Origin of the sequence: Pseudomonas sp. S49, assembly GCF_009866785.1 — a bacterium.
Classification (GTDB): Bacteria; Pseudomonadota; Gammaproteobacteria; order Pseudomonadales; family Pseudomonadaceae; genus Aquipseudomonas.
Genome location: NZ_CP019432.1, coordinates 4384053 through 4400990 on the forward strand (window position 1 = coordinate 4384053; position 16938 = coordinate 4400990).

The following is a 16938-nucleotide window of genomic DNA, read 5'->3' on the forward strand; positions in this document are numbered from 1 at the left end:
ACTCTGTGTAAGACGAATTAGATGGTCTTGGAGGAAGATTCGGAGTTTTCCGCGTCTTTTTCCGGTGTTTCTTTCTTCTCGATCAACCCGCCGGTGGCATCACTCAGGGCTTGTTCGGCGGCCTTGTGCGTGTCGTCGATCGCTTGCTTGGCGCTTTCGGCAGCCTTGCCCATCAATTGCTGGGCGCTTTTCTCGGCCTGATCGCAACCGGCCAGAAGCAGTAAAGACGTAAACATCAATGCTGGGAGGGTGTATTTCATGGGGATTCCTTCGAATGAACAGACAGGCTCACAGACCGGCCGTCGATGGCTGGGCATTCTAGGGAGACAAACACTTCAGGAAAATTCGTATTTTTAGCGGCTATACTTCGGTTTTCACGAACTGTAGACCGTCATGCTCAACTACCGACAACTGCATTACTTCTGGGTCGTGGCCAAGACCGGCAGCATCGTGCGCGCCTGCGAGCAACTGAACCTGACACCACAGACCATCAGCGGGCAGATTTCCCTGCTCGAACAGACTTATGGCATCGAGTTATTCAGACGCGTAGGCCGGCAACTGGAGTTGACCGAAGCCGGGCGACAAGCCCTGCCCTACGCCGAGCAGATGTTCCAGCTCGGCGGCGAACTGGAACTGATGCTGCGCGCCCAGCCCAACGAACAGCAGATTCTGTTCCGCGTTGGCGTGGCGGATGTGGTGCCGAAATCCATCGTCTACCGCCTGATTGCGCCGACCATGGAGCTGAACGAGCCGCTGCGCATCACCTGCCGCGAAGACAAACTCGAACGCTTGCTCGCCGATCTGGCCATCCAGCGTCTGGATCTGGTGATCTCCGACAGCCCGATGCCCTCGCATCTCGACATCAAGGGCTACAGCCAGAAGCTCGGCGAATGCGGGATCAGTTTCTTCGCCACCCCGGAACTGGCAGCCAGATACGGTCAGGACTTCCCGCGCAGCCTGCATGGCGCGCCGCTGTTGATTCCCGGACCGGAAACCGTGGTGCGCAGCCGCTTGCAGCGCTGGTTTGCCGAGCAGCAGATCCAGCCGCAAATCGTCGGCGAGTTTGATGACAGTGCCTTGATGCAGGCGTTCGGCCAATCCGGCAGCGGGATTTTTATCGGCCCGAGCGTGATTGCCGATGAAGTGAAGCGCCAGTACGGCGTCGAGCTGATTGGCCAGACCGACGCGGTGACCGAGTCGTTCTATGCCATTTCGGTGGAGCGCAAGGTCAAGCACCCCGGCATCGTTGCGATTACCGAAGGTGCCCGACGCGAGCTGTTTACTGCGTTATGAGGCCTCGGCGCACATTTCGCGCGGCTTGAGCGTCATCAACACCATGGCGAGGAACACCGACAGCAGAATGAAGCCGGCGGCGGCAAAGCCGAGGAAGCCCAGACCCGCACTGTCGATGACCCGGCCACCGACAATGGCGCCCAGACCGATCCCCAGATTGGCCCCGGCGATGTTCAGCGAAGCAGCAAAGGCCGGCGCTTCCGGCGCGGCTTTCATCAGGCGCACATGGCTGACCAGGAACAACGCGGCCTGGGTGATACCCCAGATCCCCATCGCCACCGCCAGCCCCAGCGGCGAATGAATGTTCGGCACCAGCGAGACCATGCCGGCAATCATGAACGCACAGAACAACACCGATGCCCCCAACGGATGGCGGTCGACCGCACGACCACCCAGCGAGTTGCCGATCAACCCGACCGCGCCGAAGGCCATCAGGCACCAACCGACCACGGTGCCGTTGAAGCCGGCGAGGCGCTCAAGAATGTCGGCCAGATACGTGTAAGCAGTAAACATGCCGCTGAACACCAGAATCGACAGCAGGATATGGCCGATCATCAACGGGCTGCGCAGGATCTTGAACTGCGAGCGGAAGCTGACCTGATGCTGGTGCAGGCTGGTTTTCGGCAAGTAGACAAACAGCAACAAAGCCTTGGCAAATGCGATCACCGCGAGAATGCCGAAGGCACTGCGCCAGCCGAAGGCGTCGGAAATCAGCGTGCCGACCGGAATGCCGAACACCGTGGCGCAGACAATGCCGAAGCCGATCTTGGCGATGGCGCGACCGGCGAAATCCGGGCCGACGATGTCCACTGCCGTCTCACTGGCCAAGGCCCAAAACACCGGCAACCCCAAGGCCGGAATCAAGCGGGCAATTGCCATCACCCAAATGTTCGGCGCCAGAGCGGCCACGGTATTGGCCAGGCCAAACATGATCAGGATGCTGATAAACAGTTTGCGCCGCTCGAAGCGGGCGAAATATGCGGTCAGGAAAGGCCCGAACATCGCTACGGTGAAAGCGAACAGCGTCACCAGCAACCCGGCCTGCGGGATGGTGACTTCAAGGTCTCGGGCAATCGCCGGCAACAGGCCGACGATGACGAATTCCGTGGTCAGCACCGTGAACCCGGCGGCGGACAACAGAAGAATGGGCAACAGCATGCGCAACTCCAGCAAAACGACGACACCAGCGTTGACCCGGAGGCCCGCTGGCAGAGTTTGAAAATAAGGATGCGCAATCTTAACAGAGTGTGTCCGGGCTGACTTGCACAAACCTGTCGACTTTGTTGCCTGATCCGGTGGCAGATCGTCACAGGCCTGAAGGATAAGGCCCACGCTGTGATAAAGTCCGCGCCCTGAAAAACGTACAGCTTATTCAACGACCGGTTTATTGGCGTTGATCTCGCGTCAGCCCTTTCGGTGCGTGACGGTGGTCTGCCCCCGATGTCCACCGCCCTCACGGCACCTTGCACCCTATAAAAAATCAGAGATGCCGTTATGACTGCTTCGTCCCCTTCTCTATTGCAGCGCCTGAAGAACCTGAGCCTGGTCGCCCAGATCCTGATCGGCCTGATTGCCGGTATCGCTCTGGCGATGTTCGCCCCGCAAGTGGCAAAAGACACCGCGTTCATTGGCAAAGTGTTCGTGTCGGCGTTGAAAGCCGTCGCGCCGATTCTGGTGTTCGTGCTGGTAATGGCCTCTATTGCCAACCACAAGCACGGCCAGGAAACCCACATCCGCCCGATTCTGTTCCTCTATCTGCTGGGTACCTTCGCCGCAGCAGTGGTGGCCGTCGTTGCCAGCATGGCGTTCCCGTCGCACCTGGTGCTGTCCACCGAGAACGTTGCGGTCACTGCGCCCGGCGGCATTGGTGAAGTGTTGCAAAGTCTGTTGCTGAGCGTGGTCGACAATCCGGTGAAGGCGCTGATCGAAGCCAACTTCATCGGCATTCTGGCCTGGGCGATCGGCATGGGCGTCGCGATTCGCCATGCCGGCGACACCACTCGCGAAGTGCTGGGCGATCTGTCCAACGGCGTGACCTTGATCGTGCGTGTGGTGATTCGCTTTGCACCGCTGGGCATTTTCGGTCTGGTCGCTTCGACACTGGCCACCTCCGGTTTCGGCGCTCTGATCGGTTATGCGCACCTGCTGGCCGTGCTGCTCGGTTGCATGCTGTTCGTGGCGCTGGTGATGAACCCGCTGATCGTGTTCTGGAAGCTGCGTCGCAACCCGTACCCGCTGACCCTCAAGTGCCTGCGTGAAAGCGGTATCACCGCGTTCTTCACCCGCAGCTCGGCGGCGAACATTCCGGTGAATCTGGAGTTGAGCAAGCGCCTTGGCCTGCATGAAGACACTTACTCGGTGTCGATTCCGCTGGGCGCGACCATCAACATGGCCGGCGCGGCGATCACGATTACCGTACTGACCCTGGCGGCCGTGCATACATTGGGTATTGCCGTGGATATTCCTACGGCGATTTTGCTCAGCGTTGTCGCCGCCATTTGCGCCTGTGGCGCGTCGGGTGTGGCGGGTGGATCGCTGTTGCTGATTCCGTTGGCGTGCAGCTTGTTCGGGATTCCGAGCGAGATTGCCATGCAAGTGGTGGCGGTCGGTTTCATTATTGGCGTGTTGCAGGATTCGGCAGAGACCGCGCTGAACTCGTCGACTGATGTGCTGTTTACCGCTGCGGCTTGCCTGGGTGAAGAAGCGAAAGCCCAACGCACGGCTTGATATTCGCTGTAATCAAAAGCCCGCCATGGTGTGAACCTTGGCGGGCTTTTTTGTGACTGAGATCTTTTCCCCCTCACCCCAACCCTCTCCCCCAAGGGGGCGAGGGGGAAAGGGGGCAGACCGAGTGCTGTTCAAAACCTGAGTTCGACTTGATATTTCAGGTCGGCGTATCCCGAACAAACAACGCGATCAGTCCCCTCTCCCTCCGGGAGAGGGTTAGGGTGAGGGGCTCTTGAAAAATCAGAACGCGCCCATGTAATCACGCTTGCCCACTTCAACACCGTTATGACGCAGCAACGCATAAGTGGTGGTGACGTGGAAGAAGAACTGCGGCAAGCCATAAGTCAGCAAGTACGACTGGCCACTGAAGCGCTTCTCTTTCGGCGTGCCCGGACGAGTAACGATTTCGATGCCTTCCTTGCCGTCGATCTGCTCTGGCTTGATCTCGCCAATGTAGGCCAGCACCTTGGCGATCAAGGCTTGCAGCTCGGCGAAGGTGGTTTCGGTATCGTCGTACTTCGGCACTTCGACTTCAGCCAGACGTGAGGAAACGCCCTTGGCGAAGTCGACAGCGATCTGCACCTGGCGGGTCAGCGGGAACATGTCCGGGTACAGACGTGCCTGCAGGAAGGCGTTCGGGTCGATGTTTTTCTCGGTGGCGTGGGCTTCAGCCTTTTTCAGTACATCGCTCAGGGCGTTGAGCATCTGTTGAAAAACCGGGACGGATGCGGCGTACAGGGAAATGGTCATGGCAGTCTCGAGTAGTTGCTGGGTGGAACAAGGAGGCGATTATAGCCATGCTTGATGACCACACGGCTTGCCTTTTGTTTGGCAAGGATTAGGCTAGGCGCCTTCGACTGCAAAGGGAACGCGCGATGACCACTGAACCAGAATCCACCTTCGACGAGCCACGGCTCAATGCCACGGAAATCCGCATCCTCGGCTCGTTGATCGAGAAACAGGCAACCAGTCCGGAAACCTATCCGCTGACCCTTAATGCGCTGGTCACGGCGTGCAACCAGAAAACCAGCCGCGAACCGGTGATGAACCTGACTCAAGGTCAGGTCGGGCAGAGCTTGCGCGCACTGGAAGGTCGCGGTTTCGCCAAACTGGTGATGGGCAGTCGCGCCGACCGCTGGGAGCACAAGGTCGACAAGGCACTGGAACTGGTGCCGGCGCAGGTGATTCTCAGCGGTTTGATGTTTTTGCGTGGCCCGCAGACCGTCAATGAGCTGCTGACCCGCAGTGGCCGCATGCATGAATTTGAAGACACCGAGCAAGTGGTGCATCAGCTTGAGCGCTTGATTGCGCGCGGGTTGGCCGTGTTGATTCCGCGCCAGGCCGGGCAACGTGAAGATCGTTACACCCATGCGCTGGGTGATCCGGCGGACATCGAGGCGATCATGGCGGCACGGCAGAATCCGTCGGATCGCGGTGCGAGCAGCGGTGTTTCGGTTGAGCGTATTGAAGAACTGGAAGCGCGGATCGCAGCGCTGGAAGAGCGCCTGGCCCGCCTCGAATAACCACCACCGTTTTATTGTGGGAGCGAGCCTGCTCGCGAAGAGGTTCTGTCAGCTACATCATTTTTGAATGACACACCGCATTCGCGAGCAGGCTCGCTCCCACAGGGGATCTACAGCGAGCACACAATCTGTGTATGACAAAAATTCAACTGTGGGAGCGAGCCTGCTCGCGAAGAGGCCCGCCCAGCCACCACAACCCATCAGCTCCGGGCAAACTCCACCGCCGCCGCAAACTGAGCTTCATTCGGGCGCACGCCGGTGTACAGGACAAACTGCTCCAGCGCCTGAATCGCTATCACCTCAAGCCCGGTAATCACCTTTTTGCCTTCGGCCCGAGCACGCACGATCAGCGGCGTCTCCGACGGAATCGCGACCACATCAAATACCGTCTCAGCCGCAGCAATAACTTGAGGCTCGAACGCCAACTGCCCCGCCTCCGGCCCGCCATCCATGCCCACTGGCGTCACATTGATCAGCATCTGTGGACGCTCCTCGCCCAGTTCCGCCTGCCAGCGATAACCCAGCGAATCCGCCAATGCACGCCCGGCACGCTCGTTGCGGGCGACAATCAAACCGTTTTTGTAACCGCCATCGCGCAAGGCGCTGGCCACCGCTTTGGCCATCCCGCCGCTGCCACGCAGGGCGAAGGTCGAATCCTTGGGCACCGCGTGGGTTTCCAGCAACTGCGCGACGGCAATGTAATCGGTGTTGTAAGCCTTCAGATGGCCGTCGGTATTGACGATGGTATTGATCGACTGGATCGCTGCCGCCGACGCATCCAGCTCATCGACCAGCGCAATGCACGCTTCCTTGAACGGCATCGACACGCCGCAACCGCGAATGCCCAAAGCGCGAATGCCGCCCACGGCACCCGTCAGATCCTGACTGCTGAACGCCTTGTAATAGAAATTCAGGCCCAACTGCTCATACAAATGGTTATGAAAACGCAGACCGAAATTGCCTGGGCGCCCTGACAGGGACATGCACAGCTGAGTGTCTTTGTTCGGGTTCATCTGCATGAAACTTCTCCTTCAAACGCACTTTCGGATAGACGGGATTAGCCAGCCCATCGGGTTCTGAACGATCATTGAGGCCTGTTTTAAGGGTGTCTTTTGGCCCTTGCCTGGCCCGGTAAAGAAGCCGGTACAGACCTTACACAAAATTTACCCAGCGGCTGTGCTGATTTTCAGAATTTCGCTGTCTTAGAAGTATCCCCGCGACAACTGTGGGCCTGGTGCAGGCCCTGCCGCCGGGTCGAAGAACCGAGGACTTATCATGATTCGTAAACTCCCCATTCTGGCCTTGTTGATTGGCGCACTTGCGGTCACAGGTCAGGCAGAAGCCGGTGGTGGCCACGGCTGGCAAGGCCCTGCGGTGTTTGGCGCGATCGTCGGCTCGGCCATCATCGGCTCGGCACTGATCAATCAGGATCGGCCGGTGTACGTGCAACAACAGCCGGTTTATGTGCAGCCACAACCGGTCTACGTGCAGCAGCCGCCACCACCGGTCTACTACCAGCCGGCACCGGTGTATGTACAACAACCGGTGTACATCCAACAGGCCCCCGTCTACTACGGCCCGCCTCGCGGTTATTACGGCCGGCCACATGGCTACTACGGTGGCCCACGCTGGTAATCGCAACACTGAGCCCTGCTTTTATAGCGGGGCTTTTTTATGACCGTTGGTCGGCAAACGTCTGAAAAAATCTCGCCAAGGTCGCTGTGAGGACAGTTTCACCGGCTAAAGTCGGCATGATTGAATGACCGCTATGTAGATTTCCACAAAACGGTCACTTTTTTGTCATGACGGAGCTGCAATCTGAATCCGTCCGTAAACAACAGGTTGATAACAACAAGGACGACTGTATGCCAACACAAAACCCGCACCGCATCGTCGGCCTGTGCACCTCCAGCAAGGTGTACAGCGCGCTGACAGAACTCAAGCACCTGGAAGGCCATCGCTGCGCGAAATTTCTCTCGCTGCTGGCGGAAAACCTGGTGCACAAGGGTTTGCTCAATGAGCGCGAAGTCATGCACATGCTTGATCAAGTGGTCGACTGAGCCAGCCCTCAACGGCGTCAATGACCACTATCGAAAGCGTTGATTGTCCGTAGAACCGGCGAATCTCTAAGGTAGCTCCATTGATAGATGGAGGAACTCGTCATGGCTCAGGTTCAAATCATGTCCGTTATCGGCAGCGCCGTTCCCGCTTCGCTCAGGGCCTCGGGCTTGCTCGCCTGCTGGTATCTGATGCGCGACGGCGAAGCGATCAGCGGCCCGCTCACTTCGCTGCCCGCCGCGCAGGCACTGTCACAAAAAATCGTCAGCGAGCCGTTCCACGCTTAAGGCAGTTGCACCTTGGGCTTGGTCTCGGCGAACAACGCCCAGCTCGACATGAACAACGCCGCGATCAGCGGCCCAATCACAAAACCGTTGAGGCCGAACACTGCCAGACCGCCAAGGGTCGAGATCAGAATCAGGTAATCGGGCATTTTGGTGTCCTTGCCGACCAGAATCGGTCGCAGCACGTTGTCCACCAGACCGATCACGAAAACCCCGAACAAGCCCAGCACCACGCCCTGCCAGATCATCCCGCTGAGCAGGAAATACACCGCCACCGGCGCCCAGACAATCCCCGCGCCGACTGCTGGCAGCAACGACAAAAACCCCATCAACACCGCCCACAGCAATGCGCTGGGGATGTCGAGAAACCAGAAAATCGCTCCGCCCAGCGCGCCTTGAGTCACCGCGACTACGAGATTGCCCTTCACCGTCGCCCGTACCACGCGGTTGAACTTCAACTGCAAGCGCCGCTTGTGGCCTTCCTCCAGTGGCACGGCGGTCCGCACCTTGCGCGCCAGTTCGGCGCCGTCACGCAGAAAGAAAAACAGCAGATACAGCATGATGAAAAAACTCACCACGAACTCGAACGTACCCTGACCAAAACTGAACGCTTGAGTGGCCAGGACCTGACTGCCCTGCATCGCCGATTTGACGATTTTCTCGCGCAGGCCGTTGAGTTCGCCCATGCCGAAACGGTCGAGCAAGTGCTGAAAGTATGGCGGCAAGCTGTGCTTGAACTGCGCCAGATACGCGGCAATGTCCAGCTCACCGCTTTCGATATTCTTGTAAACCGTCGCCCCCTCCTGCACCAGCAACACGCTGACGATGATCACCGGCAAAATCGCGATGACCAGACAGATGCTCAATGTGCACAGCGATGTCAGGTTACGTTGCCAGCCGAATTTCGCCTGCAATTTGCGTTGCATCGGCGCAAACAGAATGCCGAGGATGACCGCCCAGAACACCGCACCGTAGAACGGCAACAGAATCCAGATGAAGGCCACCGTGACCAGCACCAGCAGCACCGTCAGGGATTTGAATTGAAGGCTTTTTTCGTTCATGTCCGGTCCATGTCAGTCAGGCGTCATGCACGCCCCGCTCCTTAGTCAGCCGCGGCGCGCACGAGTGCCATCTTTATTCATGGAGCATAGATCCAGATCAACAAACCCTCACCGCACCTGACTTACCCTGCCGCGCTTTTGCGACCGACACCGCCATGACCCCGACCCTCGCCGCTCCCGAACTGCTCGCCCCCGCCGGCACCCTGAAAAACATGCGTTACGCCTTCGCCTACGGCGCCGATGCGGTCTATGCCGGCCAGCCGCGCTACAGCCTGCGGGTGCGCAACAACGAGTTCGACCACGCCAATCTCGCGTTGGGCATTGGTGAAGCCCAGGCGCAGGGCAAGCGCTTCTACGTGGTGGTCAACATCGCCCCGCACAACGCCAAATTGAAGACCTTTCTCAAGGATCTGGCGCCGGTCATCGAGATGGCGCCGGATGCACTGATCATGTCCGACCCGGGGCTGATCATGCTGGTGCGCCAGCATTTCCCGCAGATGCGGATTCACCTGTCGGTGCAGGCCAACACGGTGAATTGGGCGAGCGTCGAGTTCTGGCAGCAACAGGGCTTGAGCCGGATCATTCTGTCGCGGGAATTGTCGCTGGAGGAAATCGGCGAAATCCGCGAACAGGTGCCGGGCATGGAGCTGGAAGTATTCGTCCACGGTGCACTGTGCATGGCCTATTCCGGGCGCTGTCTGCTCTCGGGTTACATGAACAAACGCGACGCCAATCAGGGCAGCTGCACCAATGCCTGTCGCTGGAAATACTCGGCGCAAGAGGCCACGGAAAACCAGCTCGGCGACATCGTCCAGACCTTCCAGCCCGAGCCGACCCTGGGCCTCGGCGCGCCCACCGATCAGGTGTTCCTGCTGCAGGAAGCCAACCGCCCCGACGAGTTGATGCCGGCGTTCGAGGACGAGCACGGCACTTACATCATGAACGCCAAGGACCTGCGCGCGGTGCAGCATGTCGAGCGTCTGACGCGCATGGGCGTGCATTCTCTGAAGATCGAGGGCCGGACCAAATCGCACTTCTATTGCGCGCGCACTACCCAGGTTTATCGCCGGGCGATTGATGACGCGGTGGCCGGGCGCGAGTTTGATCGCAGTTTGATGACGGACCTGGAGTCACTGGCGCAGCGCGGCTACACCGAGGGTTTTCTGCGTCGGCATGTGCATGACGAGTATCAGAATTATCAGCACGGCAGCTCGGTGTCGGAGCGTCAGCAGTTTGTGGGGGAGTTGACCGGCGAGCGGCGTGAGGGGCTGGCCGAGGTCAAGGTGAAGAATCGTTTTGGTCGTGGTGATCATCTGGAGTTGATGACGCCCACGGGTAATTTTCATTTTGATTTGCATGAGTTGCAGAGTGTTAAGGGTGAGGCGATCGACTTGGCACCGGGGGATGGGCATACGGTTTATGTGCCGATTCCGGAGGGGGTGGATTTGCGATTTGGGTTGTTGATGCGGGATATCGGTAGTGTCTGAAAAGCCCCTCACCCTAGCCCTCTCCCAGAGGGAGAGGGGACTGATTGGGGGATATTGGAGAAGTTCACCGACCTGACCGTGCTGCGCCGAATCCATAATCAACTCTTCCGATCAAGCACACTGGACTTGATCGAATCCATAATCGACTCGCTCGTTCAGCTTGGCCGAATCCATAATCGACTCGATTGTTCAGGTCGGCGTATAACCCGAGACACCTCGGTCGGCCCCCTCTCCCTCCGGGAGAGGGCTGGGCGGGCGGCGTTCCGATGAGGGAAAGCTTTTCCTACGCAACAAACTCCTCCCGCAACATCGCCACAAACGCCTCCCGCGCCGGATGCACCCCGGCGTTTTCATGCCAGTAGAACAAGTTGTCGACGGCCGTCAGTTCAGCGAACTCATACCCCACACACCCAGCTCCTTTCGCGTACTGCTCAAACACGCCCTTGGGCACCAACGCCACCCCCGCCCCGGCACTCACACAACCGACAATCGCCCCATAACTGGCGAGACTGACGATCGGCAGCGACAACCCCTGACGCAACAGCCAATGCTCCAGCGCCGCCCGATACGGGCAACCTTGCGGCCACATGAACACGGTTTTGTCCTGCAGATCATCAATGCCGCGCACCGGCCCGAACGAGGTAGATGCGATCAACAACAACTCTTCGCGATACATCGGCGTGCGCTTGAGCTGCGAACGCTCGACATCCACCGCAACAATCGCCCCATCGAGGCGATGGCTGACAGTGTCGTCGAGCAACTGCGCCCAAGTGCCCGTGGTGAGTTCCAGCGCCACCTGCGGATAGCGCTGGTGAAACTTTGCCAGCAAGCGCGGCAAGCGCCCGGTCGCCGAAGATTCGATCGCGCCAATGCGCAACGGCCCGGACGGTTCGGACGAAGGATCAACCGCGCGTTTGGCCTCGGCGGTCAGTGCCAGAATCTTTTCGGCATAGGCGAGAAACGTCTGCCCTGCCGGGCTGATGCGCAACCCGCGGCCCTCACGCAGAAACAGCGCAACACCCAACTCTGCCTCCAGCGCCTTGATCCGCGCGGTGATGTTCGACGGCACACAGCAGAGCTTTTCTGCCGCCCGCGCGATGCTGCCGAGCTCGGCCACGGTCTTGAACATACGGATTTGCGCCAGCTCCATATCCATCACTCTGAGTGAACATTACGCGCAGTATAAGTCAGTTGTGGCGAATGATTGGCAACCCGGATACTCGGCGCATCGACAGCAACGAGCGCCTGATCATGCCGCACCCTTCCCCGTTGAAAATCCTCTTGGCGATGGCCTTCGTCGTTGCTTGCTGGGCGTATTCGCCGACCGGCATTCACATCGGACTGCAAGCCTACGACCCCGGGCATCTGGCGTTGCTGCGGTTTTTGTTGGCCTCGCTGTTCATGGCGCTGATCGCGGCGTTCAAGGGCATTCGCCTGCCGCACTGGCGCGATGTGCCGCTGTTGTTCGCCCTGGGTTTTTTCGCCGTCAGCCTGCATCACGTCGCACTGAACATCGGCCAGCAAAGCGTCAGTGCCGGGGCTTCCAGCGTGTTGGCGCAATCGAGCCCGTTGTTCAGCACGTTGCTGGCGCGGTTTGTGTTCAAGGATCAGGTCAGCGCCTGGCGCTGGAGTTGTGTGTTGCTCGGGTTTGTCGGCGTGGTGATCGTGGTCAGCGGTGATAAGGGCTTGGGCAATATCGATGCGCACGCACTGCTGATCCTGTTGGCGGCGGTTTCATGGAGCGTTTACTTCGCCCTGCAAAAACACCACGCGCGGCGTTACGACGGTTTCAGTCTGGCGTGTTACGCGGTGTGGTCGGGGACGTTGATGCTGCTGATTTATCTGCCGGGATTGACGCACGCCGTGATGAATGCGCCGTTGCGGGTGCAGTGGGCGGTGTTGGTCTTGGGCGTTTTTCCCAGTGCACTGGCCTATCTGGCGTGGGGCTTTGTGCTCAAGCATGTGGATTTGAGCCGGGCGACAATGACGTTGTATTTGATACCGCCGACGGCGATGGGGATTGCTTCGTTTGGTTTGGGCGAGCGGCCGACGTTGCTGATGCTGGCGGGGTCGGTGGTGGTGTTGATCAGTGTGTTGGCGTTGAATCTGGAGCGGCAGATTGGTCTGGTCAGGACAGCCCGGATCTGATCTGAAATCTGTTTTGAAGCGTATGCCGTCTTCGCGAGCAGGCTCGCTCCCACAGGGAAATGCGTTCCAATGTGGGAGCGAGCCTGCTCGCGAAGGGGCCAGCGAATCCACCACAAAGCCGAGGCTCAGCGCCGATCATCCGACAACGGCGTCGGCTCATCCGCGGGCAGCACGTCCTCATCATCCGCCGGCGGATCCTGCCAATCCTCCGGCCGATCAGCATCGCTCAACGGATCACGCCCCGGGTTCATCCCCGGCGGTGCATCATGATCGGCCAGTGTTGGTTCATCGGTACCGGGCAGCGGGCGGGTTGGATCGGTCGGCAGCACACCGCCCTGAAACAGCAAATCGTTAGCCATGACGCACCTCACTCAGGAGGTCCGGAATACCCGGGCCGTACAACTTGGAATCAGCCCTGTGTACGGCGTGCTATCGAACAGACCAACGGCGTTCAACCCTGCGCGGAAAAGCGGTCGCGGCTGTTGGTCAGGTGCAGCCACATGGCCGCCCGCGCGGCATCCGCATCCTGACGCTTGATCGCGTTCAAGATCGCCTCGTGCTCCAGATGAGCCAGTTGCCCGAGCTTGCTCAGATCCGCCGCACCACGTTCAGCAGCATTGAGCCGGTTACGCGGAATCATCGCACTGCCCAGGTGCTGCATGATTTCACTGAAGCAGACGTTGCCGGTGGCCTCGGCGATGAGCAGATGAAAACGTCGATCGGCTTCGACGCAACTGTCGTTGTTGTCCAGTAACCGCTGGTAGTCATCCAGCGCCTGACGCATTTGCAGCAATTGCTGCTCGCTCCGCCGCTGTGCCGCCAGTGCCGCTGCCTGGGTTTCCAGGCCCAGGCGCAGTTCAAGAATGCTGCGCACCCCGAGCGCTGTGTCGACATTCAGGCGCAAGCCCTGCTCAGGCGCGCGCTCGATGACGAACGTACCGATGCCGTGGCGCGTCTCCACCAGTCCCGAAGCCTGCAACTTGGAAATCGCCTCGCGCACCACGGTGCGGCTGACGCCGTGTTCCTGAACGATGGAATTCTCCGACGGCAGCTTGTCGCCGGGCGACAACTGGCCGAGCAGGATGCTCTGGGTGAGCTTCTCGACCAGGTCATGGGCGAGGTTATGCGCACGTTTGCGAGCAGGAGCGTCGAGGTCTTCTTGCATGGTCGGTTCCGGTGATCGGGGCTTGCGGATCGTAGCACTGTGCGAGAGCGGACGAGATTGATTCTAGCGCCACAACTTGTATGACAACACTCAAATTAGAGCACGATAGTTTCATACCTTTCTGGCGATCTGAACCGGTATACCGTAAAAACAAATCACGCACCGCCAGCCACAAACCCTAGCAAACACTGGATAAAAATACGAAAAAGCATAAAAACACGACCTCTCATAGAAAATTAATCACTCCTCCCCACTTGTAGGAAAAAAATTCTCAGTTGTATGATGTCTAGCAACAACGCCACACCTGCCCTACCCCGCATAAAAATAATCAGTGGGAGAAAACCAAGTGAAAACCTCCGTCTCCGGGATGAACGAGGGCGTCGATTCGACACTCGCGTCCGCCATCTCGAAAGTGAAACGCCACGTCCTGCCGCTTTTCGTGATCATGTTCATCGTCAATTACATTGACCGGGTGAACATCGGTTTCGTCCGCACTCACATGGAACATGACCTCGGTATTGGTGCCGCCGCGTACGGCTTCGGCGCCGGTCTGTTCTTCATCGGTTACGCGCTGTTCGAAGTCCCGTCCAACATGCTCCTGCAGAAAGTCGGCGCACGCATCTGGCTGACCCGCATCATGTTTACCTGGGGACTGGTCGCCGCCGGCATGGCGTTCATCCAGAACGAAACCCACTTCTACGTGTTGCGCTTTTTGCTCGGCGTGGCCGAGGCCGGGTTCTTTCCCGGGGTGATCTACTACTTCACCCGTTGGCTGCCCGGCGCCGAACGCGGCAAGGCGATTGCGATCTTCCTCAGCGGCTCCGCCGTGGCTTCGTTGATCTCCGGACCGTTGTCCGGCCTGCTCCTGCAAATCAACGGGCTGGGCATGCACGGCTGGCAATGGATGTACTTCATTGAAGGGATGTTTTCGGTGTGCCTGTGCGTCTTCGTCTGGTTCTGGCTCGACGCCAAACCCCACGACGCGAAATGGCTGAGCCGCGCCGAACAGGACGCACTGGTCAACGCCATCGACGCGGAACAGAAGGCCCGCGAAGCCGCGACACCGATCCGGCCATCGATGGGCAAATTGCTCAAGGATCGCCAGATCATCCTGTTCTGCCTGATCTACTTCTTCATTCAACTGACCATCTACGCCGCTACATTCTGGCTGCCGAGCATCATCAAGAAAATGGGCGAGATGAGCGACTTCCAGGTCGGCCTGTTCAACTCGATTCCGTGGTTGCTGTCGATCATCGGCATGTACGCCTTCGCTTCGTTCTCGGCCAAGTGGAAACACCAGCAGGCGTGGGTCGCCACCGCACTGTTGATCGCCGCTGCGGGGATGTTCATGTCCACCACCGGCGGGCCGATCTTCGCCTTCGTCGCGATCTGCTTTGCCGCGCTGGGTTTCAAATCCGCTTCGTCGCTGTTCTGGCCGATCCCGCAGGCCTATCTGGATGCACGCATCGCGGCAGCGGTGATCGCGCTGATCAACTCGGTCGGCAACCTTGGCGGCTTTGTGGCGCCGACCACTTTCGGTCTGCTCGAAGAACACACCGGCTCAATTCAGGGCGGCCTTTATGGCCTGGCCGCGACCTCGATCATTGCCGCCATCATTGTTTTCTTCGCGCGCACCACACCGAAACCTGCTGCTGACATAGCCGTGGCCGATGCCGCGCCAAAGCACGCCTGACGTCCATTTTTAAAGATTGCGTATTGAAAGGATAAGAACATGACCGCACACGACACCGCCAAAGCCCCGATCATCACCGACATGCAAGTCATCCCGGTGGCCGGCCACGATGGCATGCTGCTCAATCTGAGCGGCGCCCACGGGCCGTTTTTCACCCGCAACATCGTCATCCTCAAGGACAACGCCGGCCACACCGGCGTCGGCGAGGTGCCCGGTGGCGAGCGCATTCGCCAGACCCTCGAAGATGCACGCAGTCTGGTAGTCGGCAGCCCGATCGGCACCTGGCAGAAGATCCTCAATCAAGTGCGCCAGACCTTCGCTGACCGCGATGCCGGCGGTCGTGGCCTGCAGACGTTCGATCTGCGCATCACCATTCACGCGGTGACTGGCCTCGAAGCCGCCCTGCTCGATCTGCTCGGTCAGCATCTTGATGTACCGGTGGCGGCGCTGCTTGGCGAAGGCCAGCAACGCGATGAAGTGAAGATGCTCGGATATCTGTTTTATGTCGGTGATCAACGCGAAACCGACCTCGCCTATCGCAGCGAACCGGACGCCGACAATGACTGGTTCCGCGTGCGTCACGAGAAGGCCATGACCGCCGAAGCCGTGGTTCGCCTCGCCGAAGCGGCCCATGCGAAATACGGTTTCAAGGACTTCAAGCTCAAGGGCGGTGTGCTCAGCGGCGATGCCGAAATCGAAGCGGTCACAGCGCTGGCCGAACGCTTTCCTGATGCGCGCATCACCCTCGATCCGAACGGCGCGTGGTCACTGAAAGAAGCCATTCGTTTGTGCCGCGACCAGCATCAGGTGCTCGCCTATGCCGAAGACCCGTGCGGTGCGGAAAACGGTTATTCCGGCCGCGAAGTGATGGCCGAATTCCGTCGTGCCACCGGGCTGAAAACTGCCACCAACATGATCGCCACTGACTGGCGCGAGATGGGCCATGCGATCCAGTTGCAGTCGGTGGACATTCCACTGGCCGACCCGCACTTCTGGACCATGCAGGGTTCGGTGCGCGTGGCGCAGATGTGCCATGAATGGGGGCTGACCTGGGGCTCGCATTCCAACAACCACTTCGATATCTCGCTGGCGATGTTCACCCATGTCGCCGCTGCTGCGCCGGGCGAGATCACCGCGATCGACACCCATTGGATCTGGCAGGATGGCCAGCGTTTGACCAAGGCCCCGCTGCAAATTGTCGATGGTCTGGTGCAGGTGCCGAAGAAGCCGGGGCTTGGCGTGGAACTGGACATGGACCAGGTGGCCAAGGCTCATGAACTGTATAAAGGCATGGGCCTCGGCGCGCGGGATGACAGCGTGGCGATGCAGTTTCTGATTCCGGGGTGGAAGTTCGATAACAAGCGGCCGTGTCTGGTGCGCTGAACCTGATCTCCAATCCACCACGGTCCCTGTAGGAGTGAGCCTGCTCGCGATAGCGGTGTGTCAGTTGATGTAAATGTTGACTGACACACCGCTATCGCGAGCAGGCTCACTCCTAC

The 16938-nt window shown here is 59.2% G+C and carries 18 protein-coding genes; 10 read left to right on the forward strand and 8 right to left on the reverse strand.

Going from position 1 to position 16938, the window contains the following annotated elements; genetic code table 11:
- Positions 1 to 17: 17 nt before the first annotated feature.
- Positions 18 to 260 (reverse strand): hypothetical protein, encoded by a 243-nt coding sequence (locus tag PspS49_RS19245; RefSeq protein WP_127929018.1) that lies wholly within the window; start codon positions 258 to 260, stop codon positions 18 to 20.
- Between the two features lie 133 nt (positions 261 to 393).
- On the opposite strand from PspS49_RS19245, the gene nhaR reads away from it, so the two are divergent.
- Entirely contained in the window at positions 394 to 1293 is a 900-nt protein-coding gene (gene nhaR / locus PspS49_RS19250; RefSeq protein WP_127929019.1) for a transcriptional activator NhaR, read from the forward strand.
- Here the strand turns inward: nhaR and PspS49_RS19255 are convergent.
- Positions 1288 to 2451, reverse strand: coding sequence for an MFS transporter (locus tag PspS49_RS19255; protein WP_160041035.1), 1164 nt, complete (start codon positions 2449 to 2451; stop codon positions 1288 to 1290). The genes nhaR and PspS49_RS19255 overlap by 6 nt on opposite strands.
- A 336-nt stretch (positions 2452 to 2787) precedes the next feature.
- On the opposite strand from PspS49_RS19255, the gene sstT reads away from it, so the two are divergent.
- Positions 2788 to 4020: a serine/threonine transporter SstT gene (sstT, locus tag PspS49_RS19260; RefSeq protein ID WP_141128110.1), complete on the forward strand. Its 1233-nt coding sequence runs from the start codon at positions 2788 to 2790 to the stop codon at positions 4018 to 4020.
- A 240-nt stretch (positions 4021 to 4260) separates the two neighbouring features.
- Here sstT and PspS49_RS19265 read toward each other — a convergent pair whose 3' ends face one another.
- Entirely contained in the window at positions 4261 to 4770 is a 510-nt protein-coding gene (locus PspS49_RS19265) for a DUF1993 domain-containing protein (protein WP_150652255.1), read from the reverse strand.
- A 125-nt stretch (positions 4771 to 4895) separates the two neighbouring features.
- On the opposite strand from PspS49_RS19265, the gene PspS49_RS19270 reads away from it, so the two are divergent.
- Positions 4896 to 5543, forward strand: coding sequence for a DUF480 domain-containing protein (locus tag PspS49_RS19270; RefSeq protein ID WP_110719311.1), 648 nt, complete (start codon positions 4896 to 4898; stop codon positions 5541 to 5543).
- Positions 5544 to 5743: 200 nt separating this feature from the next.
- Here the strand turns inward: PspS49_RS19270 and PspS49_RS19275 are convergent, their stop codons facing one another.
- A complete protein-coding gene (locus PspS49_RS19275) occupies positions 5744 to 6562 on the reverse strand; it encodes a shikimate 5-dehydrogenase (protein WP_160041047.1) in 819 nt (272 codons plus the stop codon).
- A 256-nt stretch (positions 6563 to 6818) separates the two neighbouring features.
- Between PspS49_RS19275 and PspS49_RS19280 the strand changes: the two genes are divergently transcribed.
- The 3 genes from PspS49_RS19280 (at position 6819) to PspS49_RS19290 (ending at position 7888) form a co-directional block, all read left to right on the forward strand.
- Positions 6819 to 7178 carry a hypothetical protein gene (locus PspS49_RS19280; protein ID WP_007917357.1) on the forward strand — a complete coding sequence of 120 codons (360 nt, stop codon included), beginning with the start codon at positions 6819 to 6821 and terminating at the stop codon, positions 7176 to 7178.
- 230 nt (positions 7179 to 7408) lie between these two features.
- Entirely contained in the window at positions 7409 to 7603 is a 195-nt protein-coding gene (locus PspS49_RS19285) for a hypothetical protein (protein WP_016984641.1), read from the forward strand.
- Positions 7604 to 7705: 102 nt separating this feature from the next.
- Positions 7706 to 7888: a hypothetical protein gene (locus PspS49_RS19290; RefSeq protein ID WP_007917359.1), complete on the forward strand. Its 183-nt coding sequence runs from the start codon at positions 7706 to 7708 to the stop codon at positions 7886 to 7888.
- On the opposite strand, the gene PspS49_RS19295 is transcribed toward PspS49_RS19290, so the two are convergent.
- Entirely contained in the window at positions 7885 to 8946 is a 1062-nt protein-coding gene (locus PspS49_RS19295) for an AI-2E family transporter (protein WP_064389213.1), read from the reverse strand. The two genes, PspS49_RS19290 and PspS49_RS19295, sit on opposite strands and share 4 nt — an antisense overlap.
- Positions 8947 to 9101: 155 nt before the next feature.
- Between PspS49_RS19295 and yegQ the strand changes: the two genes are divergently transcribed.
- Positions 9102 to 10433: a tRNA 5-hydroxyuridine modification protein YegQ gene (gene yegQ, locus PspS49_RS19300; protein ID WP_160041049.1), complete on the forward strand. Its 1332-nt coding sequence runs from the start codon at positions 9102 to 9104 to the stop codon at positions 10431 to 10433.
- A gap of 283 nt (positions 10434 to 10716) precedes the next feature.
- Here yegQ and PspS49_RS19305 read toward each other — a convergent pair whose 3' ends face one another.
- The gene (locus tag PspS49_RS19305) at positions 10717 to 11583 is read right to left on the reverse strand and encodes a LysR substrate-binding domain-containing protein (protein ID WP_127929026.1); all 867 of its coding nucleotides are present in this window, start codon (positions 11581 to 11583) and stop codon (positions 10717 to 10719) included.
- A gap of 101 nt (positions 11584 to 11684) precedes the next feature.
- Between PspS49_RS19305 and PspS49_RS19310 the strand changes: the two genes are divergently transcribed.
- On the forward strand, positions 11685 to 12581 hold the full coding sequence (locus tag PspS49_RS19310) for a DMT family transporter (protein ID WP_174245068.1): 897 nt from the start codon (positions 11685 to 11687) through the stop codon (positions 12579 to 12581).
- A gap of 125 nt (positions 12582 to 12706) precedes the next feature.
- On the opposite strand, the gene PspS49_RS19315 is transcribed toward PspS49_RS19310, so the two are convergent.
- Both PspS49_RS19315 and PspS49_RS19320 read right to left on the reverse strand, forming a co-directional pair.
- Positions 12707 to 12940: a hypothetical protein gene (locus PspS49_RS19315; protein WP_160041053.1), complete on the reverse strand. Its 234-nt coding sequence runs from the start codon at positions 12938 to 12940 to the stop codon at positions 12707 to 12709.
- 92 nt (positions 12941 to 13032) lie between these two features.
- Positions 13033 to 13746: a FadR/GntR family transcriptional regulator gene (locus tag PspS49_RS19320; RefSeq protein WP_127929029.1), complete on the reverse strand. Its 714-nt coding sequence runs from the start codon at positions 13744 to 13746 to the stop codon at positions 13033 to 13035.
- 346 nt (positions 13747 to 14092) lie between these two features.
- On the opposite strand from PspS49_RS19320, the gene PspS49_RS19325 reads away from it, so the two are divergent.
- Positions 14093 to 15439 (forward strand): MFS transporter, encoded by a 1347-nt coding sequence (locus tag PspS49_RS19325; protein ID WP_116030207.1) that lies wholly within the window; start codon positions 14093 to 14095, stop codon positions 15437 to 15439.
- Positions 15440 to 15478: 39 nt separating this feature from the next.
- Complete coding sequence (gene gudD, locus PspS49_RS19330) at positions 15479 to 16822, forward strand: glucarate dehydratase (RefSeq protein ID WP_102901669.1); 1344 nt, start codon at positions 15479 to 15481, stop codon at positions 16820 to 16822.
- Positions 16823 to 16938: the final 116 nt, after the last annotated feature.

Coding starts and splice junctions, on each gene's coding strand:
- PspS49_RS19245 (WP_127929018.1), bottom strand. CDS start 260: ATGAAATACACCCTCCCAGCATTGATGTTTACGTCTTTACTGCTTCTG.
- nhaR (WP_127929019.1), top strand. CDS start 394: ATGCTCAACTACCGACAACTGCATTACTTCTGGGTCGTGGCCAAGACC.
- PspS49_RS19255 (WP_160041035.1), bottom strand. CDS start 2,451: ATGCTGTTGCCCATTCTTCTGTTGTCCGCCGCCGGGTTCACGGTGCTG.
- sstT (WP_141128110.1), top strand. CDS start 2,788: ATGACTGCTTCGTCCCCTTCTCTATTGCAGCGCCTGAAGAACCTGAGC.
- PspS49_RS19265 (WP_150652255.1), bottom strand. CDS start 4,770: ATGACCATTTCCCTGTACGCCGCATCCGTCCCGGTTTTTCAACAGATG.
- PspS49_RS19270 (WP_110719311.1), top strand. CDS start 4,896: ATGACCACTGAACCAGAATCCACCTTCGACGAGCCACGGCTCAATGCC.
- PspS49_RS19275 (WP_160041047.1), bottom strand. CDS start 6,562: ATGCAGATGAACCCGAACAAAGACACTCAGCTGTGCATGTCCCTGTCA.
- PspS49_RS19280 (WP_007917357.1), top strand. CDS start 6,819: ATGATTCGTAAACTCCCCATTCTGGCCTTGTTGATTGGCGCACTTGCG.
- PspS49_RS19285 (WP_016984641.1), top strand. CDS start 7,409: ATGCCAACACAAAACCCGCACCGCATCGTCGGCCTGTGCACCTCCAGC.
- PspS49_RS19290 (WP_007917359.1), top strand. CDS start 7,706: ATGGCTCAGGTTCAAATCATGTCCGTTATCGGCAGCGCCGTTCCCGCT.
- PspS49_RS19295 (WP_064389213.1), bottom strand. CDS start 8,946: ATGAACGAAAAAAGCCTTCAATTCAAATCCCTGACGGTGCTGCTGGTG.
- yegQ (WP_160041049.1), top strand. CDS start 9,102: ATGACCCCGACCCTCGCCGCTCCCGAACTGCTCGCCCCCGCCGGCACC.
- PspS49_RS19305 (WP_127929026.1), bottom strand. CDS start 11,583: ATGGAGCTGGCGCAAATCCGTATGTTCAAGACCGTGGCCGAGCTCGGC.
- PspS49_RS19310 (WP_174245068.1), top strand. CDS start 11,685: ATGCCGCACCCTTCCCCGTTGAAAATCCTCTTGGCGATGGCCTTCGTC.
- PspS49_RS19315 (WP_160041053.1), bottom strand. CDS start 12,940: ATGGCTAACGATTTGCTGTTTCAGGGCGGTGTGCTGCCGACCGATCCA.
- PspS49_RS19320 (WP_127929029.1), bottom strand. CDS start 13,746: ATGCAAGAAGACCTCGACGCTCCTGCTCGCAAACGTGCGCATAACCTC.
- gudD (WP_102901669.1), top strand. CDS start 15,479: ATGACCGCACACGACACCGCCAAAGCCCCGATCATCACCGACATGCAA.